Source organism: Rheinheimera sp. 4Y26 (assembly GCF_025245835.1).
Classification (GTDB): domain Bacteria; phylum Pseudomonadota; class Gammaproteobacteria; order Enterobacterales; family Alteromonadaceae; genus Pararheinheimera.
The window spans coordinates 657,490-681,284 of record NZ_JAOBWS010000001.1 but is presented as its reverse complement, the minus strand read 5'-3'; the positions used below and the strand labels follow the sequence as shown (position 1 = coordinate 681,284).

Here is a 23,795-nt window from a genome sequence, read left to right as displayed (position 1 = left end):
CCGGATATAAATCTCAGCTGATGCTAAATCGTCGGATCAAACTCTTCATGCGCCTTTTTGCGTTGCTCGGCCGCTTCACGTTCGGCGGCTAAAAAGGCTTCATCGCCAATATCCATGCTGGGTACGGCGTCACAAACATTGCCACCTAAGTCATTGACACTCTTACAAAGTTCGGCCACTTTGTTGTCGAGGCAATGAATATGGTCCAGCATGCGGCCTATGGCATTAGCAACAGGATCCGGGTTATCGCTGGCCACTGCATAAGCATCAAAACCAAACTTTTTCGCCAGATTCTGCCTCTGCTCAGATACCGCTGAATCCTGTTTGGCTACAATACGGCCAGGAATGCCCACCACTGTGGCGCCCGGTGGTACGTCTTTCACCACCACAGCGTTGGAACCAATACGGGCGTTTTCACCGACATACAAGGGACCTAACACCTTTGCGCCGGCGCCTATCACCACATTGTTACCTAAAGTGGGGTGACGTTTACCCGGATTCCAACTGGTGCCGCCCAAAGTCACTCCATGGTACAAAGTCACGTCATCACCAATTTCGGCGGTTTCACCTATCACCACGCCCATGCCATGGTCGATAAAAAAACGCCGGCCAATTTTCGCGCCCGGGTGAATCTCAACCCCGGTGAGCCAACGGGCTATGGTGCTTAAAAACCGGGCCAGCCATTTCCAGCCGGCTTGCCACAGTTTGTGGTTCATCCGGTGCCACCAGATGGCGTGCAGCCCCGGATAATTGGTCAGCACTTCAAAAAAACTGCGCGCCGCCGGGTCGCGGTCAAACACACTTTTAATATCTTCTTTGATACCTGCAAACATGGATTATCCTTTGCCGCTCTGGCTTATTCGTCCTGGCTCTGTTGTTTTTGCTTACGCTGCACCGAAGTTAAAATGCCACGCAGAATATTCAGCTCTGCTTCTTCCGGCCTGGCCCGGGTAAACAAACGTTTCAGTTTGGTCATCACCACACCCGGGTGTTGTTTGATAATAAAACCGGTGTCGTTCAGCGTATCTTCCAGATGGACAAAAAACCTTTCCATCTGCTCTGAGGTCGGATACTGGGTTTCATCGGCTTCTAAAGCCACAGGTTTGGCGGCCAGTGCAGCAACCCGCACTTCATAAGCGACAATTTGCACGGCCATCGCCAAATTCAGCGAACTGTATTCAGGGTTGGCCGGAATACAAACATGGAAATTGCACAGCTGTAACTCTTCGTTGGTCAGGCCATTGTTTTCACGGCCAAACACCAGTGCCACCGGCTTTTGTGTTGCTTCCTGCACTGCTTTTTCGCCACATTCGCGTGGCTCCAGCATAGGCCAGGATAAAGTACGGGAACGGGCGCTGGCACCCACAATCAGGCCACAATCGCTGATGGCCTCTTCCAGAGTGTCCACCACCCTGGCGTTGGCCAGCACTTCGCTGGCGCCGGCCGACAAGGCATAAGCCTGACCATCGGGCAATTCTTTTGGCGATACCAGCCATAACTGACTTAACCCCATGGTTTTCATCGCCCGGGCGACAGAGCCGATATTGCCGGTGTGTGAGGTTCCAACCAGAACAATGCGGATTTGATCGAGCATAAAATGAAAATTCCCGGAAAAAGCATAGCGTCTGAAAAAAGAGCGGCATTTTAGCATAAGGATTTTACGACTGCGCGCAAAATTCGGATGTGTAGACATCCAAAATTAAACAAATTTCACTGGTCGGGGCAAAAGGTGAATTTGTCCATTTGCCACTGCAAAGCTGAGTCAGCTTTGCTAAACTAGCGCCTCCTCAACATAACAAGGATCGATCGCATGAAAGCTTTGACCAAGTTCGTTGTACTTGCAGGATTATTCGCCTGCACTATCAATACCTTACCTAGTTACGCCGCAACCAATGCCTTAAGAGAAGCCATTAATCACCCAAACCGCAGTGCGGTGAACAAAGCGCGCGACGTACACCGTCACCCATACGAAACCCTGAGCTTTTTTGATGTGAAAGCCGACAGCACTGTGGTGGAAATTTCCCCTGGCGGTGGCTGGTATACCGAAATTCTGGCGCCCTTATTAAAAGAAAAAGGCAAATATTACGCCGCGCATCAACCAGCCGATGCCACCTCCGATTATGCCAAAAGAACACGCGCTGCTTATCTGGAAAAACTGGCATCAGACCCGGTATATAGCGCCGTAACAGTCACAGGTTTTGCGCCGGATAAAATGTATCAGGTGGCGCCAGCAGGCTCTGCCGATGTGGTGCTGACCTTCCGTAACCTGCACAACTGGTATGAAAAAGATAAAGGTGAAGCCAGCCTGCTCACCGCTTTTAAAACTTTCCATGCTGCATTAAAACCAGGTGGTGTGTTAGGTGTGGTTGAACACCGTTTACCTGAAAGCAAATTAAACACTGACTGGACTGAGTCTGGTTATATGCCACAAAGCATGGTGATCCGCGTGGCTGAGCAAGCCGGTTTTGTGCTCGATGGCACCAGTGAAGTGAACGCCAATCCAAAAGACACTGCGGATCATCCTAAAGGTGTCTGGACTTTACCACCTGTGCTGGCGCTGAAAGAGCAGGATAAAGCCAAATATATCGCCATCGGCGAAAGCGACCGGATGACGCTGAAATTCCGTAAAAAAGCAGAATAGTTTTTCAACCTTAAGCCAATTAAGTGGATGTATCGATGAAAGTTTTAGTGATAGGCGGCGGTGGCCGCGAACACGCTCTGGCGTGGAAAGCAGCCCAGTCGCCAAAAGTCAGCCAGGTATTTGTGGCGCCAGGTAATGCCGGTACTGCGCTGGAAAACAATCTGCAGAATGTGGCTATTGCCGCGGACGATGTGCCGGCTTTATTGGCTTTCGCCCAGACTGAACAGATTGATCTGACCATTGTTGGCCCTGAAGCCCCGCTGGCCCGTGGAGTGGTGGACAGCTTCCGCGCTGCTGGTCTGGCTATTTTTGGCCCGACCAAAGCTGCGGCACAGCTGGAAAGTTCCAAAGCATTTGCCAAAGACTTTTTAGCCCGCCATCAAATTCCAACCGCCGGTTATGGCACTTTCAGCGATATCTCCGATGCCAAAGCTTATGTGACTGAGCAAGGCACTCCAATTGTCATTAAGGCCGATGGTTTAGCGGCCGGCAAAGGGGTAATTATTGCCCAGACTGAAGCTGAAGCTTTTGCCGCTATTGAAGATATGCTGTCCGGCAACAAATTTGGTGATGCTGGCAGCCGCGTGGTGATTGAAGAGTTTCTGGTCGGTGAAGAAGCGTCTTTTATCGTGATGGTGGACGGTAAAAATGCCCTGGCTTTTGCGTCCAGCCAGGATCACAAAGCCCGCGACGACGCTGATAAAGGCCCGAATACCGGTGGTATGGGTGCTTATTCTCCGGCACCTGTGGTGACGCCGGCCGTGCACGACTGGGTGATGCAAAACGTCATTTACCCAACAGTAAACGGCATGGCAGCTGAAGGCACTGTATATACAGGCTTTTTATACGCCGGCCTGATGGTGGCTCCCAATGGCACCTGTAAAGTGCTCGAATTTAACTGCCGTTTTGGTGATCCTGAAACTCAACCAATTATGATGCGCCTGCAATCAGATTTAGTGCAGCTGTGCCAAAACGCTGTTGAAGGCAAGCTCGACCAAACTGAGATTGCCTTTGACAGCCGCGCTGCAGTTGGTGTGGTGCTGGCAGCCGGTGGTTACCCTGATGATTACCGTAAAGGTGATGTCATCAGTGGTTTACCGCAAGCCGACAGCCGTGAAGCCAAAGTGTTTCACGCTGGTACCAAACTGCAGGATGGCAAGGTACTGACCGCCGGCGGCCGGGTATTATGCGCCACTGCTTTAGGTGAAACTGTGACTGCGGCGCAAAAAGCTGCCTACCAGCTGGTTGATCAGATTCAGTGGGACGGTGTATTTAGCCGCCGTGATATTGGTTACAGAGCCATAGCACGCGAACAGCAAAAATAATCACATTATTGTTTGTGATAAGCAAAAGGCAGCCGATGGCTGCCTTTTTTATCGCTAAAATCCGGCGCTTTATAAGCAAGCCCCTTTGTTTGTCAGACTAACTTGATTAAGCTAGGCCGCTAACGGCGCACAACGCGTTTTTCTGTCAGGACATTCCAATGAATTTTTCTACTGCTGCTTGGGTGCTGTTGCCCCTGAGTTGTTCTTTATTGTCGCTGCCACTTGCTGCCAAGTGCAGTAAAGAATTTACCGCCATTGCTGACATTCAGGGCTCTGGCGCACAAAGCCCTTTAGTTGGCAAAACCCTGACCACCCGGGGGGTGGTGCTGGGTACTTTGTATCAAGACAGCAAACAACCGATGTTGCTGCTGCAAAGTGTGCAGCCCGATGACAAAACACAGACAGCTGAAGCGATTTTAATCGCCGACAAAGAACTGGCCGCTCTTTATCAGCAAGGACAAGTCCTCGAGCTGACCGGCACAGTTCGTGAATTGCAGCAAATGACAGCCTTAACCAATATCAGCCACAGCATTGTCTGCGCTGAACAACAGCCGGTGCGTAAAACCAGCCTGACCTTGCCGGTTAAGCAGTTATCCGACTGGGAAAGCCTGGAAGGTCACTGGCTGAGCCTGGCACAACCTCTGGTGGTGAACGACAGTTATGGCCTGGCGCGTTACGGTGAATTGTTATTGGCCGATAAAAGATTGTTTGTCGCAACAGAAGTAACCCAACCGGGCAAAACCGCTGCCGCTTTTGAGCAGCAACAACAGCTGCACGAAATTGTCATTGATGATCACAACAACAAACAAAACGCCGAACCTATAGCCTTCCCCACCGGCGGTTTAACCGCAACCAACACAGTGCGGGTGGGCGACAAAGTACAGGGTGTTGAAGGTTACCTGGTGCAGACCAAAGCCGGTTACCGTTTACTGATAAGCCAGGCACCGAAGTTTCAGAGCGCCAATGCAAGACAAACAGCGCCCAAAGCAAAAACGCCGGACACTGTGCGCCTGGCCAGTTTTAACGTGCTGAACTTTTTTACCGGCACCGGCAATAATCCACAGTTCCCCACCAAAAGGGGCGCCAGCAACGAGGCTGAGTTAAAGCGGCAACAAGCCAAAATGCTGGCCACTTTAACGGCATTAAATGCGGATGTGATAGGCTTACTGGAAGTCGAAAACAATGGCGAAGCCGCAGGCAGCGCCATTGCTACCATAGTCCAGAGCCTGAACCAGCAACTTGGCAGTGAACAATATGCTTTTGTCAGCACTAAAGTAAAACCCGGTGGCGACGATATTAAAGTGGCGATGATTTACCGCAAGGCTGTGGTGAGCCCCATTGGTGAAGCCGCAGTGAAACTGGATGCGCCTTTTGATCGCGGTAGCCGTCCGCCTCTGGCGCAAAGTTTCCGCCATCCGGCATCCGGCACTGAATTTACCGTTAGTATTAACCACTTTAAATCCAAAGGCAGCTGCCCAAAACAACAGATGCCGGACAGCGATCAGAATGATGGTCAGGCCTGCTGGAACCCAAGCCGGGTAAAAGCTGCCAAAGCACTGGCAAGCTGGCTGGCCACTCACCCAACAGGCATTCAAACACCCCATCAGCTGGTGATTGGTGATTTAAATGCCTATCGGATGGAAGATCCGGTGAAAACCTTAGAACAAGCCGGCTTTGTGCATCTGGCAGGAGAAGGCCTGCACTGGTCTTTTGTTTATCGCGGCCGCTCCGGCAGTCTCGATCACGCCCTGGCCAGCCCAAGCCTTGCCAAACAACTGACACAGTTCCAGCACTGGAACATCAATGCCGACGAGCCGGCCGTGCTTGATTACAACACTGAATTTAAATCAAAAAATCAGCAGCAGAGCCTGTACGCGCCCACGCCATTCCGCTCTTCTGATCACGACCCTTTGCTGATGGATTTTAAATTCTGATTACTGACAAAAAACAACAAAGGGGCCAGCGGCCCCTTTGTTTTTCCCAGTGTTATTGTGTTGCCGCGCTTGTTGCCGCGTTCAGGCCGCAGCTAAAGCGGCGCGCACCAGCATGGTTAACACGGCCACACAGCCAAGCACCCAAACAGCGGAACGCAAATACGCTTTATCCAGCCAATACAACAGCACAAATGCCACCCGGCAAATCAGATAAAACACCGCCAGCTGCTGCATTAAAACATCACTATTGCCACTGGCGACACAAGCAATAAAAGCCGCCAGATACAGCTGCAGCGCCTCAAAACTATTGTGATGCGCCGCATTGGCACGCTGGCCCAAACCTTCTAGTTTGGCCTGCTGCGCGCGCGGATTATGATAGTCATAACCACCTAATTTTTTTTGTGCCTGAATAACCGGAATACGCGCCAGGTAAGTCAGCAGCACCAAGGCAAAAGCCACCCAAATCAACAGGCTCATGTTGCGCTCTCCACTTTTGGCTGGCAGACAAAGGCCAGTTGTTGCTGATTAGGGCTGATGCTAAAACGGCTGACACTACCGTTGCAGCTTTTGCTTAAATCCAGCCAGACTTGCCAGCTGTTTGCGCCCGGTTGCCAGCTATAAATGTTGCTGCCTGCCGACACTAACAAGGTGTTTGTGTTGAACCAGCGCAGGTCCTGCCCTGTTTCAGGCAACAATAACTGTTTGGATTTGAGGGTTTTACTGCCTGCGTCAAACCAGCTGAGTGCTAATTGGTCGCCCTGTTTTTCAGTAAAATAACCTTCCTTGCTGCCAGGACGCCACGCCAGCGCCCGGCCAATATTTTTGGCCAGCGTTGTTAATTCACCCTGGCTACTGCGATAAGCAATCTGATGGTCGGCTTCATCTTTGCCCAGAATAAATAACAATAAATCACCAGCCGGCCCCCAGGCGTGGTAACCCACCCCGCTTGGCTCCAAAAACAAAGCTTTGGCTTCACCCTGAGCCGGAATACGCCATAACCGCTGTGTGCCATCGGCTTCGACCACTACAGCCGACAACGCGCCGTCCGGCAGCGCTGTTGGTGAAAACTCACTGAGCGCTGTGGCACGGTACAGGCCGGTTTTGCCGCTACTAAGCTCCAGACTGGCAATATCCATCTGACTGGTATCGGCGTTTTTTTGCTCTGAGGTCCAGTATAAAAAGCGGCCATCGGCGCTAAAAGCCGGCTGATTCTGATAGCCACCCGCTGTAGGAACTGCTTTGATATTGCTGATGCTCTGCGGCTTTAATTCCGCCAGATAAAGCCTGAAATCTGCGCTGGTTGTTTGTGCCTGAACCAGACTGGCAGCAGAAAACGTACTGATAAACAAAAGCTTTTTAAGAACAGCCATCAAGGTCCTTCCTTTATAAGTGATACGGCAGCTTTGCCCTGGCAAGACAAAAGCGGTTGCGAAGTTTTCACTTTATCCTTTATGGTAAGGCCAAGGCAAATGAGGCAGAGAAGTTATGTCAGAACGCAATCCTATTATTGCCGTCACAGGTTCCAGTGGCGCAGGCACCAGCACCACTACTAATTCTTTTTCACATATATTCAGAAGCTTAGGCATTGATGCTGCCATGGTGGAAGGCGATTGTTTTCATAAATTCAGCCGCCCGGAAATGGACGTTGCCATCCGCAAAGCCAGAGAGCAAGGCAAATACATCAGCTATTTTGGCGCAGAAGCCAATGACTTTGCAGCGCTGGAAAACTGTTTTGCCAGTTATGCCGAACATGGCATGGCCAAAGTACGGCGTTATCTGCACACCTTTGATGAAGCCGTGCCCTACAACCAGCTGCCCGGAACTTTTACGCCCTGGCAGGATTTACGCCCGGACACCGACTTATTGTTTTATGAAGGTTTACATGGTGGTGTGGTCACTGAACAGCACAATGTGGCGCAGCATGTGGATTTATTAATTGGCATGGTGCCTATCGTCAACCTGGAGTGGATCCAGAAAATTATCCGCGACACCTCAGAGCGCGGTCACTCACGCGAGGCCGTGATGGCCAGCATAGTGCGTAGCATGGACGATTATATTAACCACATCACACCGCAGTTTTCCCGCACCCATATTAACTTTCAGCGGGTGCCGACAGTCGACACCTCTAACCCGTTCAGCGCCAAAGATATTCCGTCTTTAGATGAAAGTTTTGTCGTGATCCGTTTTCGTGGCATAAAACATGTGGATTTCCCTTATTACCTGCAAATGATCAACGGCTCTTTTATGTCGCGGGTCAACACACTGGTGGTGCCGGGTGGCAAAATGGGTCTGGCGATGGAGCTGATTTTAACGCCGCTGATTGAAGAACTGATGCTTAAACGCCGTCAGGCCAGAGGCCAGGTGAACTGGCTGGAGTAACTTCTGAGCCAAACAAGTATAAAAAAAAAAACCGCATCAAGCGGTTTTTTTATTGGTCACAGATGTTCAGCAAATCAGTTCATATCGGGCAGGTTACGGCCATAAAAAATTTCCCGCATTTCGCGTTTTACTTTTTTACTGATGTCTTTTTGCTCTTCACTGCTCAGCGAATCAATGCCGGCACCAAACAAATAATTATTTAAATCAAACTCTTTGAGCATCATCTTGGTGTGGAACAGGTTTTCCTGATACACATTCACATCCACCATCTGGAAGGCATTTTTGGTATTGGCATCCATAAAGTTCTGAATCGAATGAATAGGATGGTCAATATAGTGTTTCACGCCATTCACATCACGGGTAAAACCACGCACCCGGTAGTCGATGGTGACAATGTCCGACTCAAAACTGTGAATCAGGTAATTCAGCGCTTTGAGCGGGGAAATAACCCCACAGGTCGACACTTCAATATCAGCGCGGAAAGTACAGATACCGCCATGCGGGTGATGCTCCGGATAGGTGTGCACACAAATATGGCTTTTATCCAGATGCGCCACCACAGCTTCCGGTAATGGACCCGGCTGCTCTGAGTTGTCGTTTTTGGCGTTTTCCGGTTTATCAATCGGCTCTTCACACACCAGAATGGTCACACTGGCGCCCTGTGGATCATAATCCTGACGGGCTACATTCAGAATATTGGCACCAATAATGTCCACCACTTCACTCAAAATATCGGTCAGACGGTCGGCGTTATATTGCTCGTCGATATAAGAAATATATTCCTGCCTGTCCTGTTCGGTCGGGGCATAACAAATATCATAAATGCTGAAACTTAAGCTTTTGGTTAAATTGTTAAAGCCGTGCAGCTTCAATTTTTCAAAAGGTTTTACCACGGTATTCAATCTCCACTGCCGGTGTCAGGCACCAGCAGTATAGTGTATTCAAACTTATCTCAGCTTTGCGGCTGAACTTCAGAAGGGTGGACGCTGAACGAATGGGTCACTTCCATCGCCTGTTGCAGCATAATAGACACAGAACAATATTTTTCTGCCGACAGGTTCACAGCCCGCTCTACGTGTTTTTCACTGACATCAAAACCTGTCACTTCAAAATGCAGGTGAATTTTGCTGAACACACGTGGAATAGTATCAACCCGCTCGCCGGTCAGTACCACACGGCAGTTCGTCACCTGCTGTTTGGCTTTTTGCAAAATGCTGACGACATCCACCGATGAACAGGCGCCGGCCGACATTAACAACATTTCCATTGGGGTTGGCGCTACGCCGGAATCTTTATTGGAATCAAACACCACTGCATGGCCAGTGCCGGAGCGGCCAATAAAATTACTGTCGCCAGCCCAGCTTACCGTTGCATGTAATTGATTATCGCCTGCCATTTTGTTGCTCCATCAAAAATCAGGCGGTTATTCTACAAAATGTGGGCGGCGCAAGCCAGCCAATGCAGGCTGATTTGCCGGATTAATCCATCAGGTGGGCAATAGCGTTGTCAAACAGGTTTTTAATCAGCAGCGCAACTTCGTTAATTAATTCAATCTGCTCTTCAGTGGCAGGACGGTTTAACACCGACGCCAGCACTTCCTGGAAGTCATACATAATGCCATCGACTTCACGGATGATCTGACTGCGGTGGATAGTTTCCAGTTCAGTGTGCTGGGTACAAAGCTGAATAATTTGCTCGGCAATGCGCTCTTCAATAATGACCCCCAGGGTTTTACCATCAGAGGTCGCTGTGCCGGCTTTTTCAAACAAGGCTAAATGTTCAGTTAAAAACTGGATCAGATGTTCATAACCGGGTTTATCTGTGACCATGCTATTAACCAAAAAAGCGAAGTAGTGAAAGAGTAGTCAAATCTGCCACAGAACGCGAAGCAGCGTAAAGCACTGAACAAAAATATTTTTATCTTAAGCACCGCTGCACTTTGCCGGCAAAGCACTGCAGCGCCAGATAAAAAAACAGGGGCATTAAAGTGCCCCTGCTTTGAACCTACAAAGTGCCCTGGTTAAAACTGCAAACCAGGTGATAACTGCGCCGGCATTTCCAGATGGTTCAGCTCAACCGAAGCCACAGGATAAGCACAATAATCAGCGGCATAATAAGCACTGGCTCTGTGGTTACCACTGCCGCCTATACCACCAAAAGGCGCGGCCGAGCTGGCGCCGGTAATAGGCCGGTTCCAGTTGACAATACCGGCTCTGATCCGGCGGAAAAAACGCTGATACAAGGCTTCATCATCCGACAATAAACCGGCCGACAAGCCAAAACTGGTATTGTTGGCCTGACGAATGGCGTCATCAAAATCACTGAATCTGAACACCTTCAGTAATGGACCAAAATGCTCTTCATCCGGCAAAGCAGCTGCATTTGTACATTCAATAATGCCAGGTGTTAACAAGCCGGTACCTTCTGCCAATAACCGCATCGGCAACAGCACCTTGCCACCAAGCTCTGCCAGCTGTTTTTCCACCGCCAGCATGCCAAGCGCCACTTTGTTGGAGATCATAGCGCCGATAAAAGGCTGTTCTTCAGCATCATACAAACCAACTTTCAGATTGCCGGTCACTTCCAGCAAACGCGCCAGAATAGCATCGCCTTGTGCGCCAATTGGTAAATACAAACGGCGGGCACAGGTACAACGCTGACCGGCCGAAATAAAAGCCGACTGAATAATGTCGTGCACTGCAGCATCAATATTGGCAACGTCCTGCACTATCAGTGGGTTATTACCGCCCATTTCCAGCGCCAGAATTTTATCCGGCCGCCCTGAAAACTGCTGATGTAAATAGTGACCGGTGCGGGAGCTGCCGGTAAAAAACAAACCATCCAGCTCAGAGTGCGCCGCCACGGCTTTACCAGTGGCCACTTCGCCCTGCACTAAATTCAGCACACCCGCAGGTAAACCCGCTTCCTGCCATAACTTCACTGTGGCTTCTGCTACTTTTGGTGTCATTTCACTTGGCTTAAACACCACAGTGTTACCGGCCAACAAAGCCGGCACTATATGGCCATTGGGTAAATGGCCAGGGAAGTTATAAGGACCAAACACCGCCACCACCCCATGTGGTTTATGCCGGATAAAAGCGCGGCCCTGTGGCATTGGGTTTTCTTTTTCGCCGGTGCGCTCCTGATAAGCACGAATGGAAATATCAATTTTGCCAATCATGGCGGCCACTTCAGTGCGGGTTTCCCACAGAGGTTTGCCGGTTTCTTCAGCAATAGTTAAAGCCAGCGCTTCTTTATGCTCAGTGAGTTTAGCGGCAAAGTTTTTCACTACATCAGAGCGCGCAGAAAAAGATAAATCGGCCCAGGCTTCAAAAGCAGCACGAGCCGCCTGAAAAGCACTGTCGACCTGAGCTTCGGTTGCAGCCTGGCCTTGCCAGATTTCACGGTTTTTCGCCGGGTCTATTGATACAAAAAGCTGGCCCTGACCCTGTTGCCACTGGCCATGAATAAAATGTGTTGTCATGCTGAAAATTCCAATTGTTGCTTGCGCTTATAACCGTGCTAACCGCACCCAGTCGCCATCCTGCACCTGTAAACCCGCGGCAATATCCAGCGGCAGATTCACTTCGTCACTGCTTTCACTGACATGCAAATGCGCCCAACCGGCACGAAAATTCATCCGGTCGGTATTACAAATCAGATAAGGCTGACCACCGCTGACGTCTTTGACCCGCACCTGTAACCTGCGGCTATTGCGCGCTGTGCGGATATGCTCCAGCTTGGCTTCCACTGTAGGGCCGGCATCAAAAATATCGACATAACCTGTGGTGGAAAACCCTTCAGAGTGCAGCAAGGCTAACGCCGGTTTGGTTTTTTCATGCACCTGACCAATCACCGCCTGCGCTTCTTTACTGAGCAAACTGACGTAAATCGGATACTTGGGCATCAGTTCAGCAATAAACACTTTTTGCCCTATGCCGGTCAGATAATCTGCCGTTGGAAAATCCACCGAAAAAAAGTGCTCCTCCAGCCATTGCCAGAACGGTGAGTTGCCTTTTTCATCAGAAACGCCGCGCATTTCAGCAATAACGCGGTCGGCAAAACGTTCACGAAATTCCGCCATAAATAAAAAGCGAAACCGCGACAACAACTTACCATTGTGTTTTAACCTGCGGTTTTCCCTAAGGAACAAGGTGCAAAGTTCGGTAGCGCCTGTGTAGTCGTTACACAAAGTCAGAATATCAACAGTGTTGTAAACCCCCAGCGCCCTTGAGGTATGCACCACTTTGCCCAGATGATAATGATAAAACGCATCATCCAGACCCACCGCGGCTTCAATAGCGCTGGTGCCACAAATATGGCCGGTATCGGTGTCTTCGAGTACAAACAAATAACCTTCGTCACCGGGTTTTTGGATCTCTTTGGCAAAAGAGGCTTCAGAGCGGTTAATTTTGCGCTGCAACAATTCGTCGTTGACCGGCAAAGAGGTAAAACCGTGGCCGGACTCGACTGCCATCTCATAGAGTGCAGGATAATCAGCAGCGCGGATTGGGCGAATAATCATCATCGTCGCTTACTCCAATTGGGTGGCAGGTGCTTCAGTCCTGCCATTTTTTTTGCTTTATTCATACTGTGCCGCCTGTATTGGCTTATTGTCACAGCTGCTCATTGGACCCGGTTCAACTGGCCGGGTTCGCTCAGACCGTCGGCGCAATGTAGCGCTGACAATCCGACCGGCGCTGCCGCAGCAGCGCCTTTGTGGTTAACCCTGTACTACTTTGGCCACAGCACGTTCAAACCGCGCCATACCTTCGATAATGTCCGCATCCGGGATCACCAGACTTGGCGCAAAACGCACCACGTCATAACCTGCCATCAGCACAAATAAACCCTGATCGGCGCTGGCCAGTAAAAAGTCGCGCGAGCGGCCTTTAAATTTTTCATTCAGCGCCGCACCTAACAACATGCCCTGACCCCGCACTTCAGTAAACACATCATATTTGGCATTAATACGCGAAAGCTCCTGGCGGAACAGCTTTTCTTTGGCCAGCACATCTGCCAGCACTTTGGGGGTATTGATGGTATCCAGTGCAGCTTCGGCCACGGCACAAGCCAGCGGGTTACCACCATAGGTAGAGCCGTGGGTGCCTACTTTTAAATGAGCGGCAATAGCTGTGGTGGTCAGCATAGCGCCAATAGGGAAACCGCCGCCCAATGACTTGGCGCTGGTCAGAATGTCAGGCGTGACACCATATTGCATATAAGCGTATAAATGGCCGGTACGGCCCACGCCGGTTTGCACTTCATCAAAAATCAGCAGCGCTTTGTGTTGGTCGCAAAGCTCACGCACACCTTTAATAAATTCCTCTGTAGCCGGAATAATGCCGCCTTCACCCTGAATAGGTTCCAGGATCACAGCGCAGGTATTGTCTGAAATCAGTGCTTTTAAACTGTCCAGATTATTGTATTCGGCATGATAAACGGCGCCTGGCTTAGGGCCAAAACCGTCAGAATAAGCAGCCTGGCCACCCACTGTCACAGTAAAAAAAGTACGGCCGTGGAAACTTTTACCAAAAGAAATAATGTCTTGTTTTTGCTCGCCAAAGTTATCCAAAGCCCAGCGGCGCGCCAGTTTTAATGCACCTTCGTTGGCTTCTGCGCCTGAGTTGGCAAAATACACTTTTTCAGCAAAGGTGCTGTCGACCAGTTTTTTCGCCAGACGCAGCGCCGGCTCGTTGGTCATCACATTACTTAAATGCCAGAGTTTATTGGCCTGAGTGGTCAGTGCATTCACTAAAGCCGGATGACAATGGCCTAAACAGTTCACCGCTATGCCACCGGCAAAATCAACATACTCTTTGTCCTGTTGATCCCAGACCCTTGAACCCTGACCACGCACCGGAATTAAATTGGCTGGTGCATAATTGGGTACCATGACTTCGTCAAATAAAGCACGGGTCACTGCAAATGTTTCAGACATCATCTTCTCCTGGGATAAGGTTGAACCGGGCCTGCAAGCCGCGGCACAGTCACAGCAAAGGCTGCATCAGCCGCTGTTTTTTTGTTCAGATTGACAATTATTATTACAGAATAAAATTTGAAAGTCTTGAATGAAAAAGCGCAAAACCCAAGAAAATCAAGGGCTGCAGATAGATTTGCAGTTCGGATGAATAACTAAGCAGCAGTAGTAACTCGGCTGGCTGCAGCAGCCTTGTTAGCATGCAACAGCCAAGCTGGGGTGATCCCGAAGCTCATGCTGTTGCATGAATATGGCAAAAAAAATTCGTTTTTTATTCGAGGCTGATTTTATCCAGCCTGGTATTTTGCAGAATTTCCAGATATTCAGGCCTCAGTTGCACTTGTTGACGCCACAATAAATCCTCAGCTTCTGACAACTGGCGGTTGCGTTTCAGCCACTGCGCCTGGGCAAAATAATCAGCCTGCTGTACCAGTTTGGCCAAAGGCCCGGCGCCCTGAAAACCAATACCTTCTGCCAGCTGATCTAAAGTCTGGCCCAGCGGCATCCGTTTTAACTGCCATTTCGACACTAAATCGGCACTGATAAAAGCAGCAAACTCAGCAAAACAACTGGTCAGGAAACTGGCATCGGCATTGAGGCTGTCCAATGCGTTGGTCAGCTCAGTGTCGCGGGCATCTCTGGCTTTCAGTAATGCATCCTGCTTTACCTGGGCATAAGTGCGCAGATAAGTGCGGGTGACCACCAGATAACCCAGGCTCTGGAATAAACCGGTGCAAAAAGCGACAAAAGCATTGTCGCCACTTTCTTCGGCCAGGCGTTTTGCCGCCATCGCCACCGCCATGCTGTATTCCCAGATATTGCTTTTAAAACGGGTAAAAGGGTCGGTGGAGTGTGGCAGGCAACGTTTAAAAGCAAACAGCGGAATAATTTGTTTCAGGCTTTCAATACCAAACATACCGAGGGCCACTTTTAATTCTTTTACAAAAGAAGTGGCGACTTTTTTGCGGTATTGCGGCTGATTGGCCAGTTTCAGTAAATCTTCTTTCAGCCAATCCACCGGATTGATTAAAGCTTCAAGCTGACTCAGTGTTATCGCTTTGGCGCTCAGCGCATCCAGCACAGCAGGAAAACCATCGGCCAGGTTAAACACTGTATTGGACACTGTTTCAAACTTACTGAGTTTTAAAAACAGCTCTTCCGCCACCTGATCATGCAAATGCGCCTGGGTAAATTCCAGAAACTGTTGTTTGGCCACCACTCCGGCCTGACGGCTTTGCATGGCTTGTTGCTCAACAGCCAATAAGGTTCTTTTATCTGAGGCTGCACCGGCTGGCTGCGAAGAACGTTTTACACCGATACGGGCTTGATCCGGACTCACTTCAAGGATGCAATCAAAAAAACGCTGTTGTAACACTACTGCAATCGACATGCTGTTTTAGCTTTCTCTCATTTAATAGCGGATTAGTGTGCAATTCCCCGGAAATACTGTCAACAAAGAGTCGTTTAACGACGTGTTATCGCCAGAAAACTCGCCAAAAGCTGATGCCCCTGCTCAGTTAAAATCGCCTCAGGGTGAAACTGCACCGAATGGAGCGGCAAAGTACGGTGCATCATGCCCATCACTTCATCCACGCCACCATCAGCCAGTTCAGTCCAGGCCGTCAGCACAAACTCATCAGATAAAGTGTCGGCAGCAACCACCAAAGAGTGATAACGGGTGACACTCAAGGGGTTGTTTAATCCCTGAAACACCGACAAGTTATTGTGTTTAATCAAAGAGTTTTTCCCATGCATCACCTGACGGGCCCGCACTACTTGAGCGCCAAAAGCCTGGGCTATCGCCTGATGACCTAAACAAACCCCTAAGATTGGAATTTCACCGGCAAAACGCCGGATGGCTTCCAGCGAAATACCGGCTTCATTCGGGGTGCAGGGACCAGGTGAAATCACCAGATAATCAGGGGCCAATGCCGCAATATCTGCCAGCGAAATCTCGTCATTACGCCGCACTACAACGTCCTGACCAAGCTCTGCAAAATACTGCACCAGGTTGTAGGTAAAAGAGTCGTAATTGTCGATCATCAATAACATCAGATAACCCTTCTGTGCCCTGCTGTATTAAAGCGGTGGCAGTTGCGTCATAGGCCAGCGCGGCGTGACGCCTATGGTTAAATCCTGCTGCTGTCCAGCCTTCAGACGCTGATAACCGGCATAGGCAATCATGGCACCATTGTCGGTGCAAAATTCTTTGCGCGGATAATAAACTTCACCTTTGAGGCTTTTTAATAACTGCTCCAGCTGTTCACGCAGCGACTGATTGGCACTGACGCCGCCTGCCACCACCAGCCGCTTCAGGCCGGTTTCCTGTAAAGCCCGCCGGCATTTAAATACCAGGGTATCCACCACAGCCTGCTGAAATGAAGCGGCAATATCTGCCTGCACCTGCGGACTATTGCCTTCGCTGGCAATCACATTGGCGGCAGCTGTTTTTAAACCACTGAAGCTAAAATCCAAACCTGGTCTGTCAGTCATGGGGCGTGGGAACTTGTATTTTTTGGCATCGCCTTGTGTTGCAAGTTTGGCCAGTAAAGGTCCGCCCGGATAATCCAGCCCCATCAATTTGGCGGTTTTATCAAAAGCTTCGCCGGCGGCATCATCCACTGACTCGCCCAGTAACTCGTATAATCCAATGCCATCCACTTTCACTAACTGGGTATGACCACCGGACACTAACAGCGCAATAAAAGGAAAGGCCGGCGCATTGGCTTCCAGCATAGGGGCTAACAAATGCCCTTCCATATGATGCACAGCCAGCGCAGGTTTACCCCAGGCAAAAGCCAGACTGCGTCCAATAGCGGCCCCCACCAATAAAGCACCGGCAAGGCCAGGGCCTGCGGTGTAAGCAACGGCATCTATGCTGTCGGCTGTGCAGTTTGCTTCTTTGAGCGCCTGCTGGATCAGCGGTAAGGTTTTGCGGATATGGTCACGGGAAGCCAGCTCAGGCACCACACCACCATATTGAGCATGTAATGCAATCTGACTGTACAAAACATGACTTAATAAGCCCTGCTTGCCGTCATAAACCGCAATAGCCGTCTCGTCACAGGAAGTTTCAATCCCAAGAACCCGCATTTTTTTGCCCCATTACTGACCTCGAAGCCGCGGATTGTAACGGGATCTGGTCATCAGAGCCAGCAAAGCATATATTTGCTTTACTTTGGGTCAGGCTTTTGAGTAAAATGCCGCACCAAATTTAAACGTATTGGTTAGCCGCTGACCAGAACGCGGTATCCAGATTAACCGAGGTGAGATTTTAATGCCTGTAGTGAAAGTAAAAGAAAACGAACCATTTGACGTTGCTTTACGTCGTTTCAAACGTTCTTGCGAAAAAGCTGGTGTATTAGCTGACGTACGCGCCAAAGAATTTTTCGAGAAGCCAACGTGGGTTCGTAAGCGTAAGAAAGCTGCTGCTGTTAAGCGCCACATGAAAAAGCTTTCTCGCGAAAACGCACGTCGCATCAAGCTTTACTAAGATCGGATTCCTCAGATGGCTCTGTTAGAGCAACTTCAGGAAGCACAAAAAGACGCAATGCGTGCCAAAGACAAATTGCGTCTGAATACCATCCGTATGGCACTGGCTGAAGTGAAACAACGCCAGATTGACCTGCAAATGGTACCTGATGATGCCAACGTTCTTGCTGTTCTGACTAAAATGTCAAAACAACGCAAGGAGTCAGCAAGTCAATATACTGCCGGTGGCAGAGCAGACCTCGCTGAAACAGAGCTGGCTGAAATTGCGATTATTGAGCAGTTTTTACCGCAAGCCTTAACTCAGGCTGAGCTGAATGATTTACTGACGCAGGCAGTGGCCGCGACAGGAGCCAGCTCAATGCAAGACATGGCCAAAGTGATGGCATGGCTGAAACCACAGGTTCAGGGTCGCACCGATATGGGCGCTTTGAGCGGTCTGGTAAAAAGCAAGCTAAGCTAACCGCCTGATACAACGGTAACCGCTGTTAAACTGCACACCGTGCCTTGCGCACGGTTTGTCTTTTTCTGAAATGAGCATTTTCTAGCAAAAGGAAAAAGGTGGCAGGACAAATCCCAAGGCCCTTTATCGACGATTTGCTGGCAAGAACCGACATCGTTGAATTAATAGATTTACGGGTGCCGTTAAAAAAAGCCGGTAAAAACCATACCGCTTGTTGCCCTTTCCATAACGAAAAATCACCTTCTTTTACTGTGAGTGCCGAAAAACAGTTTTATCACTGTTTTGGTTGTGGTGCCCACGGCAATGCCATCAGCTTTATGATGGCCTTTGAACAGCTCGAATTTGTTGAAGCTATTGAAGAGCTTGCCAAAATACATCATCTGGAAGTGCCGCGTGAAGCAGGCTCTAAAGGCAAAACCTATGTTCAGGGCAGCGCCGACGATTACAGCCAGATGCAAAAAGCAGCACATATTTATCAGCAGCAACTGAATTTACACCCACAGGCCGCAGCTTATATTGCTAAACGGGGTTTATCGGCAGCCACTATCCATAAATATGGTATTGGTTATGCGCCGGACAGCTGGGACTTATTATTAAAACAGCTGGGGCAAGGCAAAAATTACCGCGACCAGTTGTTTGAATTAAAGCTGACCAACCGTAACGAAAATGGTCGCGAGTACGATTTTTTCCGCGACCGTATTATGTTCCCGATCCGCGATAAACGCGGCAGGGTCATCGGATTTGGCGGTCGGGTATTAGGTGACGGCACCCCAAAATATCTGAACTCACCGGAAACCCGCCTGTTTCACAAAGGGCGTGAACTTTACGGTTTATATGAAGCCAGACAAAACCAGGACCGGCTTGAGCAGTTACTGGTGGTGGAAGGTTATATGGATGTGGTGGCGCTGTCTGAACAAGGCATCCACTTTGCGGTGGCTTGCCTTGGCACTGCGACCACCTCTGAGCATATGCAAACCATGTTCAGATTCTGCAGCAAAGTAATTTGTTGTTATGACGGCGACAGAGCGGGCCGTGATGCCGCCTGGCGTGCGTTACAAAGTGCACTGCCGAATTTAAAAGACGGTGTTGAGCTGAATTTTGTATTTTTGCCCGACGGCGAAGACCCGGACAGTCTGGTACAAAAAGAAGGCAAAGATGCCTTTTTGGCCAGGCTTAACGACGCAATGCCACTCAGTAACTACCTGTTTGAGCATTTATTACAGGAACTGGATGTTAACAGTGATGCAGGTAAATCGGCACTCTGGGCCAAAGCCAATGACATGATAGCGCTGATCCCCAGCGAGTTTTACCGTGACAGCCTGCTGGAACGCTTAGCAAATCTGGTGGGGCGCAAACGCACGGAGCAACCAATAACTGGCGGCAAAAACCGTAAAGCAGCAGTGGTGGTACAAAAAACCAAAATCACGCCGATGCGCCGTGCCATTGCTTTGTTATTGCAGTATCCGTCGCTTGCACAAGTGATGCCGGTGGCGCCTGAACTGGCGCAGGCGAATATGCCGGGAATGCCATTATTAATGGCAATCCAACAACATTTATTGGAAAAACCCCAGTTAACCACAGCCCAGCTGCTGGAATACTGGCGTGAGTTACCTGAGTACAACATTCTGAGCAAACTGGCACTTTGGGACCATCAGGTTGCCGAAGAACAGCTAACCCAGGAGTTTTTAGATACGTTTCGTTCAATCGAAGATCAATATTTGCAACAGCGCCTTGAATCCTTACAACGCAAGGACCAATTAAGCAAATTAACGGTGGCCGAGAAGCACGAATACGTCATGCTGTTAAAAGCATTTAAGAGCAAATAACTGCGGATAAGCGCGCTTCGCTGGCTAGAAAAGCTGCGCTTTGTTATAATCGTTTATTCGCATTTTTGAAATTTAACTATATTTGGGTGGAAGAACAGCCTCTATGGAGCATAATCCTCAGTCGCAATTAAAACTCCTTATCTTAAAAGGTAAAGAGCAAGGTTATTTAACTTTTGCCGAAGTAAACGATCACCTTCCACAAGATATCATCGACTCAGATCAGATCGAAGATATCATCCGCATGATTAACGACATGGGCATTCAGGTGTTTGAAACAGCACCAGATGCCGACGATTTAATTATGTCTGATGCTGCGCCGGATGAAGACGCCGCGGAAGAAGCTGCACAAGCGTTGGTTAGCGTCGACAAAGAACTGGGCCGCACTACAGATCCGGTCCGGATGTATATGCGCGAAATGGGTACAGTAGAACTGCTGACCCGTGAAGGCGAAATTGACATCGCCAAGCGTATCGAAGAAGGCATTAACCAGGTTCAGACTTCTGTTGCTGAATACCCGGAAGCCATCACCTACCTGCTGGAACAGTGGGATAAATTCGAAGCCGAAGAAATTCGTTTAAGTGACATCGTTTCTGCTTTTGTTGATCCAAACGAAGTAGACGACATGGCACCAACTGCTACTCATATCGGTTCTGACGTGCCGGAAGAAGAGCTGGCGGACGAAGACGCTGACTTGTCCGGTGACGACGAAGAAGAAGACGGTGACGATGAAGCAGACACAGGTCCGGATCCGGAACTGGCCAAAATTAAGTTTGCTGAACTGCGTACCCAATACGAAGTCACGCGCAATTCAATCACACAAAATGGCCGTGAACACGCAACCACCAAAGCGGAAATTGAAAAACTGTCAGAAGTTTTCCGTTGTTTCCGTTTAGTGCCAAAACAATTTGACCGTCTGGTCAAAAACATGCGTGAAATGATGGACCGCGTGCGCGTCCAGGAACGTATTGTGATGAAGCACTGTGTTGAATACGCCAAAATGCCAAAGAAAAACTTCTTAAAGGCATTTACCGGCAATGAAAACAGCAGCGCCTGGATTGATGCTGAAATTGCCGGCAACAAACCTTATTCGGCCAAACTGGCTGATATGCGCGAAGAGCTGGTGCGTTCAACCGATAAGTTACGCAAAATTGAAGAAGAAACTGGCCTGTCCATTTTCAAAATCAAAGATATTAACCGTCGCATGTCGATTGGCGAAGCCAAAGCCCGCCGTGCGAAAAAAGAGATGGTGGAAGCCAACTTACGTCTGGTTATTTCTATTGCGAAAAAGTACACCAACCGTGGTTTGCAATTCCTTGATTTAATTCAGGAAGGCAACATCGGCTTGATGAAAGCTGTAGATAAATTTGAATACCGTCGTGGTTATAAGTTCTCCACTTACGCCACCTGGTGGATCCGTCAGGCCATCACCCGTTCAATCGCCGACCAGGCACGCACCATCCGTATTCCGGTGCATATGATTGAAACCATCAACAAGCTGAACCGTATTTCACGGCAGATGCTGCAGGAGATGGGTCGTGAACCGTCGCCGGAAGAATTATCTGAGCGTATGGGCATGCCGGAAGATAAGATCCGTAAAGTGCTGAAAATCGCCAAAGAGCCAATTTCGATGGAAACTCCAATTGGTGACGACGAAGATTCGCATCTGGGCGATTTTATCGAAGACAGCGGTTCAGAATCACCACTGGATTCAGCAACGATGGAAAGCTTAAAAGCCGCCACCAACGAAGTGCTGGCAGGCCTCACCGCCCGCGAAGCCAAAGTACTGCGCATGCGTTTTGGTATTGATATGAATACCGACCATACGCTGGAAGAAGTGGGCAAGCAATTTGATGTAACGCGTGAGCGTATCCGTCAGATCGAAGCCAAAGCGCTGCGTAAACTGCGCCACCCTTCCCGTTCAGAAGTATTAAAAAGCTTCCTGGACGAATAGAGCTAAGGCTTAACAGGCTTTAGTTGTGAGTTATCACAACAAACATTATAAAAAAGCGCCGCAAGGCGCTTTTTTATTTGAGGCTTAGCACCTTAAAGCAACATCGCGCCAAGACCACACAAGTCAGCGTTCAAAGGACAGCCAGCCCGTAGCTGTTTTGATAACCCGAAAGCGAAGACGTTTAAAAAACAAGCAATTGAAATACAAAAGCCCAGATCAGCAAGTGACAACAACCATAAATCTTCTTATACTGCCTGCGTTTTATTGCAGGCGCATTCGTAGCTGCATTCAGACAAGGCCCTATAGCTCAGTTGGTTAGAGCATCCGACTCATAATCGGCAGGTCCCTGGTTCAAGTCCAGGTGGGGCCACCATTTTACGCCCTTCTGGTTTTATCGCTGATATAGCTCCTGCGCAAACTGACATGATCTTCTCATGCCAGCGCCCCTACCCCCACAAAAACAGCTGCCGGCAATTCACGCCTATTTCGCAGGCAAAAAAAAAGCCCCTTTGCAGGAGCTTAAAAAAGGAACACATCATCCAGGACATACAGAAGCGGCACAGCGCGCTGCACTGGCGCTTATTCTGCCCCCTGATGCTGACATTTTTATGGCGTTTTGATGACAAAATTAAGAACTGTGCGCTGAGCCATAAGCCGCTATTCGCGCTTTGCCGGCAAAATGGCTGCAGGTTCCGTCACACCGGGCTTGTTCATCTCAGGATCGCCCCTCTGAGCCTGTACTGCAGCAGGCTGCGACTGCGGTACCTGATACCATAAACTGCCATCTGCCAGTGGCGTGTCGGGCGGTAATAACGGATTTTTCAGCTCGATAATGCGGCGCCGATCCAGCCTGGCTTTTTTGATAGCAGCGCCATAACGCTGCTGAAACAACAAATCAAACTGGCCGTTTTTACGCAAAATATGCAGACCTCGCTCCAGATCAGCCGCCAGTTGCAGTTCGGTTTTATTCAGAAAAAAATACACAGCGGAAGGGTAATGGATCACCAGATCTGGCTCGACCACAAAACCTTGCCTGTTGTGCCGTTGCTCCTGTTCAATTTCAATGACAGAGCGCGGAAAGGCACTGGCTCTGTGGCGCGCCAGCATATCAAACAGCTGCTGCGGGTGCGGTGCTGTCAGCACCTTTAACTGATTAAAACGCAAAATTTCGGTATCGGGCCAATCATGCCCCTGCAAAAAGCTCAACCGCTTCAGCCCTTTTAAGCTGTGAACCCCAGCAGCAATATCAGCCTGATCAGCGGCCAATAACAATAAACGCCAGCCATTTAAGCCTTTATCCAGCGGAATGCGCACCGGTAACAGCCGCTGCTCCCGCTCCAACGACGTCATACTCCAGTACACATCAACATTGCCAAGCTCAATTTCTTTGAGCACCCTGCCCTGCACCATATCGAGGTTGGCCGGTTTAAGCTGATAATTGCCGCCACTGGCTTTAAGTGCAGCCTGCAGCAATTTAAAAGGATACATTTGGGCTGTTTGTTCAACGCTCAGTAAAGGGCTGCCATAAATCACAGTTCGGACTTTGTCCTTTGCCGAAGCTTCGACAACTGAGTTGTGTTGCTGCGCCGCACCAGCCAGGGCACTGCTCATCAACAACAAACCAGAAAAAATGCCCAGAATATTCATCCGTATTGATTGTTCCCAAGGCAAAAGCCACTGCTGATAAACCACTATAACAAAGTCGCTGCCCGCGCCCAAAAATTTCCATTTTGCAGCATTGAGTTACAGCCCATTTCACACTGACGGAATATAGCTATGTTGTTATTGCGTTTACGCAAAAACCAAG

At 49.4% G+C, this 23,795-nt stretch carries 22 protein-coding genes and 1 tRNA gene; 9 read left to right on the top strand and 14 right to left on the bottom strand.

What is annotated here, in order from left to right; translation table 11 throughout:
* Positions 1-23: 23 nt before the first annotated feature.
* Together cysE and trmJ are read right to left on the bottom strand one after the other, a co-directional pair.
* A complete protein-coding gene (cysE, locus tag N3Z11_RS02855; RefSeq protein WP_260655626.1) occupies positions 24-833 on the bottom strand; it encodes a serine O-acetyltransferase in 810 nt (269 codons plus the stop codon).
* Positions 834-856: 23 nt separating this feature from the next.
* Positions 857-1,594 carry a tRNA (cytosine(32)/uridine(32)-2'-O)-methyltransferase TrmJ gene (trmJ, locus tag N3Z11_RS02850; protein ID WP_260655625.1) on the bottom strand — a complete coding sequence of 246 codons (738 nt, stop codon included), beginning with the start codon at positions 1,592-1,594 and terminating at the stop codon, positions 857-859.
* A gap of 216 nt (positions 1,595-1,810) precedes the next feature.
* Between trmJ and N3Z11_RS02845 the strand changes: the two genes are divergently transcribed.
* From N3Z11_RS02845 to N3Z11_RS02835, 3 genes are all read left to right on the top strand, one after another.
* Positions 1,811-2,641, top strand: a complete 831-nt coding sequence (locus tag N3Z11_RS02845) for a class I SAM-dependent methyltransferase (RefSeq protein ID WP_260655624.1) — start codon at positions 1,811-1,813, stop codon at positions 2,639-2,641.
* Positions 2,642-2,676: 35 nt separating this feature from the next.
* On the top strand, positions 2,677-3,966 hold the full coding sequence (purD, locus tag N3Z11_RS02840; RefSeq protein WP_260655623.1) for a phosphoribosylamine--glycine ligase: 1,290 nt from the start codon (positions 2,677-2,679) through the stop codon (positions 3,964-3,966).
* A gap of 158 nt (positions 3,967-4,124) precedes the next feature.
* The gene (locus tag N3Z11_RS02835) at positions 4,125-5,900 is read left to right on the top strand and encodes an ExeM/NucH family extracellular endonuclease (protein ID WP_260655622.1); all 1,776 of its coding nucleotides are present in this window, start codon (positions 4,125-4,127) and stop codon (positions 5,898-5,900) included.
* An 81-nt stretch (positions 5,901-5,981) separates the two neighbouring features.
* Here the strand turns inward: N3Z11_RS02835 and N3Z11_RS02830 are convergent, their stop codons facing one another.
* Positions 5,982-6,377 carry an MAPEG family protein gene (locus N3Z11_RS02830; protein ID WP_260655621.1) on the bottom strand — a complete coding sequence of 132 codons (396 nt, stop codon included), beginning with the start codon at positions 6,375-6,377 and terminating at the stop codon, positions 5,982-5,984.
* Positions 6,374-7,270 carry a TolB family protein gene (locus N3Z11_RS02825; RefSeq protein WP_260655620.1) on the bottom strand — a complete coding sequence of 299 codons (897 nt, stop codon included), beginning with the start codon at positions 7,268-7,270 and terminating at the stop codon, positions 6,374-6,376. The genes N3Z11_RS02830 and N3Z11_RS02825 overlap by 4 nt, the downstream gene beginning before the upstream one ends.
* A 115-nt stretch (positions 7,271-7,385) precedes the next feature.
* On the opposite strand from N3Z11_RS02825, the gene N3Z11_RS02820 reads away from it, so the two are divergent.
* Positions 7,386-8,279, top strand: a complete 894-nt coding sequence (locus N3Z11_RS02820; RefSeq protein WP_260655619.1) for a phosphoribulokinase — start codon at positions 7,386-7,388, stop codon at positions 8,277-8,279.
* Between the two features lie 74 nt (positions 8,280-8,353).
* On the opposite strand, the gene speD is transcribed toward N3Z11_RS02820, so the two are convergent.
* From speD to tsaD, 9 genes are all read right to left on the bottom strand, one after another.
* Positions 8,354-9,172: an adenosylmethionine decarboxylase gene (gene speD, locus N3Z11_RS02815; protein WP_260655618.1), complete on the bottom strand. Its 819-nt coding sequence runs from the start codon at positions 9,170-9,172 to the stop codon at positions 8,354-8,356.
* Between the two features lie 59 nt (positions 9,173-9,231).
* Complete coding sequence (locus tag N3Z11_RS02810; RefSeq protein WP_260655617.1) at positions 9,232-9,675, bottom strand: OsmC family protein; 444 nt, start codon at positions 9,673-9,675, stop codon at positions 9,232-9,234.
* A gap of 82 nt (positions 9,676-9,757) precedes the next feature.
* Positions 9,758-10,108, bottom strand: a complete 351-nt coding sequence (locus tag N3Z11_RS02805; RefSeq protein ID WP_260655616.1) for a DUF3802 family protein — start codon at positions 10,106-10,108, stop codon at positions 9,758-9,760.
* 191 nt (positions 10,109-10,299) lie between these two features.
* Positions 10,300-11,763 carry a succinylglutamate-semialdehyde dehydrogenase gene (gene astD / locus N3Z11_RS02800; RefSeq protein WP_260655615.1) on the bottom strand — a complete coding sequence of 488 codons (1,464 nt, stop codon included), beginning with the start codon at positions 11,761-11,763 and terminating at the stop codon, positions 10,300-10,302.
* 27 nt (positions 11,764-11,790) lie between these two features.
* Positions 11,791-12,807 carry an arginine N-succinyltransferase gene (astA, locus tag N3Z11_RS02795; protein WP_260655614.1) on the bottom strand — a complete coding sequence of 339 codons (1,017 nt, stop codon included), beginning with the start codon at positions 12,805-12,807 and terminating at the stop codon, positions 11,791-11,793.
* Positions 12,808-13,002: 195 nt separating this feature from the next.
* Positions 13,003-14,220, bottom strand: a complete 1,218-nt coding sequence (locus N3Z11_RS02790; RefSeq protein WP_260655613.1) for an aspartate aminotransferase family protein — start codon at positions 14,218-14,220, stop codon at positions 13,003-13,005.
* 310 nt (positions 14,221-14,530) lie between these two features.
* The gene (locus N3Z11_RS02785; protein WP_260655612.1) at positions 14,531-15,649 is read right to left on the bottom strand and encodes an HDOD domain-containing protein; all 1,119 of its coding nucleotides are present in this window, start codon (positions 15,647-15,649) and stop codon (positions 14,531-14,533) included.
* A 74-nt stretch (positions 15,650-15,723) separates the two neighbouring features.
* A complete protein-coding gene (locus N3Z11_RS02780) occupies positions 15,724-16,311 on the bottom strand; it encodes an anthranilate synthase component II (RefSeq protein WP_260655611.1) in 588 nt (195 codons plus the stop codon).
* Positions 16,312-16,338: 27 nt separating this feature from the next.
* Positions 16,339-17,352, bottom strand: coding sequence for a tRNA (adenosine(37)-N6)-threonylcarbamoyltransferase complex transferase subunit TsaD (gene tsaD, locus N3Z11_RS02775; RefSeq protein WP_260655610.1), 1,014 nt, complete (start codon positions 17,350-17,352; stop codon positions 16,339-16,341).
* 184 nt (positions 17,353-17,536) lie between these two features.
* Here tsaD and rpsU point away from each other — a divergent pair, with 184 nt between their 5' ends.
* The 5 genes from rpsU (at position 17,537) to N3Z11_RS02750 (ending at position 22,361) form a co-directional block, all read left to right on the top strand.
* Positions 17,537-17,752: a 30S ribosomal protein S21 gene (gene rpsU / locus N3Z11_RS02770; RefSeq protein WP_031567241.1), complete on the top strand. Its 216-nt coding sequence runs from the start codon at positions 17,537-17,539 to the stop codon at positions 17,750-17,752.
* 15 nt (positions 17,753-17,767) lie between these two features.
* Positions 17,768-18,211 carry a GatB/YqeY domain-containing protein gene (locus N3Z11_RS02765; protein WP_260655609.1) on the top strand — a complete coding sequence of 148 codons (444 nt, stop codon included), beginning with the start codon at positions 17,768-17,770 and terminating at the stop codon, positions 18,209-18,211.
* A 98-nt stretch (positions 18,212-18,309) separates the two neighbouring features.
* Positions 18,310-20,037, top strand: a complete 1,728-nt coding sequence (gene dnaG / locus N3Z11_RS02760) for a DNA primase (RefSeq protein ID WP_260655608.1) — start codon at positions 18,310-18,312, stop codon at positions 20,035-20,037.
* Between the two features lie 103 nt (positions 20,038-20,140).
* On the top strand, positions 20,141-21,988 hold the full coding sequence (rpoD, locus tag N3Z11_RS02755; protein WP_260655607.1) for an RNA polymerase sigma factor RpoD: 1,848 nt from the start codon (positions 20,141-20,143) through the stop codon (positions 21,986-21,988).
* Between the two features lie 296 nt (positions 21,989-22,284).
* A tRNA-Ile gene (locus tag N3Z11_RS02750) sits at positions 22,285-22,361 on the top strand.
* A gap of 284 nt (positions 22,362-22,645) precedes the next feature.
* Here the strand turns inward: N3Z11_RS02750 and N3Z11_RS02745 are convergent.
* On the bottom strand, positions 22,646-23,635 hold the full coding sequence (locus N3Z11_RS02745) for a hypothetical protein (RefSeq protein WP_260655606.1): 990 nt from the start codon (positions 23,633-23,635) through the stop codon (positions 22,646-22,648).
* Positions 23,636-23,795: the final 160 nt, after the last annotated feature.

Excerpts from the sequence above, each read along its gene's own strand:
- N3Z11_RS02785 (WP_260655612.1), bottom strand. The coding sequence starts at position 15,649 with ATGTCGATTGCAGTAGTGTTACAACAGCGTTTTTTTGATTGCATCCTT.
- astD (WP_260655615.1), bottom strand. The coding sequence starts at position 11,763 with ATGACAACACATTTTATTCATGGCCAGTGGCAACAGGGTCAGGGCCAG.
- trmJ (WP_260655625.1), bottom strand. The coding sequence starts at position 1,594 with ATGCTCGATCAAATCCGCATTGTTCTGGTTGGAACCTCACACACCGGC.
- rpsU (WP_031567241.1), top strand. The coding sequence starts at position 17,537 with ATGCCTGTAGTGAAAGTAAAAGAAAACGAACCATTTGACGTTGCTTTA.
- astA (WP_260655614.1), bottom strand. The coding sequence starts at position 12,807 with ATGATGATTATTCGCCCAATCCGCGCTGCTGATTATCCTGCACTCTAT.
- N3Z11_RS02765 (WP_260655609.1), top strand. The coding sequence starts at position 17,768 with ATGGCTCTGTTAGAGCAACTTCAGGAAGCACAAAAAGACGCAATGCGT.
- N3Z11_RS02825 (WP_260655620.1), bottom strand. The coding sequence starts at position 7,270 with ATGGCTGTTCTTAAAAAGCTTTTGTTTATCAGTACGTTTTCTGCTGCC.
- N3Z11_RS02780 (WP_260655611.1), bottom strand. The coding sequence starts at position 16,311 with ATGTTATTGATGATCGACAATTACGACTCTTTTACCTACAACCTGGTG.
- tsaD (WP_260655610.1), bottom strand. The coding sequence starts at position 17,352 with ATGCGGGTTCTTGGGATTGAAACTTCCTGTGACGAGACGGCTATTGCG.
- rpoD (WP_260655607.1), top strand. The coding sequence starts at position 20,141 with ATGGAGCATAATCCTCAGTCGCAATTAAAACTCCTTATCTTAAAAGGT.
- N3Z11_RS02845 (WP_260655624.1), top strand. The coding sequence starts at position 1,811 with ATGAAAGCTTTGACCAAGTTCGTTGTACTTGCAGGATTATTCGCCTGC.
- purD (WP_260655623.1), top strand. The coding sequence starts at position 2,677 with ATGAAAGTTTTAGTGATAGGCGGCGGTGGCCGCGAACACGCTCTGGCG.
- N3Z11_RS02790 (WP_260655613.1), bottom strand. The coding sequence starts at position 14,220 with ATGTCTGAAACATTTGCAGTGACCCGTGCTTTATTTGACGAAGTCATG.
- cysE (WP_260655626.1), bottom strand. The coding sequence starts at position 833 with ATGTTTGCAGGTATCAAAGAAGATATTAAAAGTGTGTTTGACCGCGAC.
- N3Z11_RS02810 (WP_260655617.1), bottom strand. The coding sequence starts at position 9,675 with ATGGCAGGCGATAATCAATTACATGCAACGGTAAGCTGGGCTGGCGAC.
- N3Z11_RS02830 (WP_260655621.1), bottom strand. The coding sequence starts at position 6,377 with ATGAGCCTGTTGATTTGGGTGGCTTTTGCCTTGGTGCTGCTGACTTAC.
- N3Z11_RS02835 (WP_260655622.1), top strand. The coding sequence starts at position 4,125 with ATGAATTTTTCTACTGCTGCTTGGGTGCTGTTGCCCCTGAGTTGTTCT.
- N3Z11_RS02805 (WP_260655616.1), bottom strand. The coding sequence starts at position 10,108 with ATGGTCACAGATAAACCCGGTTATGAACATCTGATCCAGTTTTTAACT.
- N3Z11_RS02820 (WP_260655619.1), top strand. The coding sequence starts at position 7,386 with ATGTCAGAACGCAATCCTATTATTGCCGTCACAGGTTCCAGTGGCGCA.
- N3Z11_RS02745 (WP_260655606.1), bottom strand. The coding sequence starts at position 23,635 with ATGAATATTCTGGGCATTTTTTCTGGTTTGTTGTTGATGAGCAGTGCC.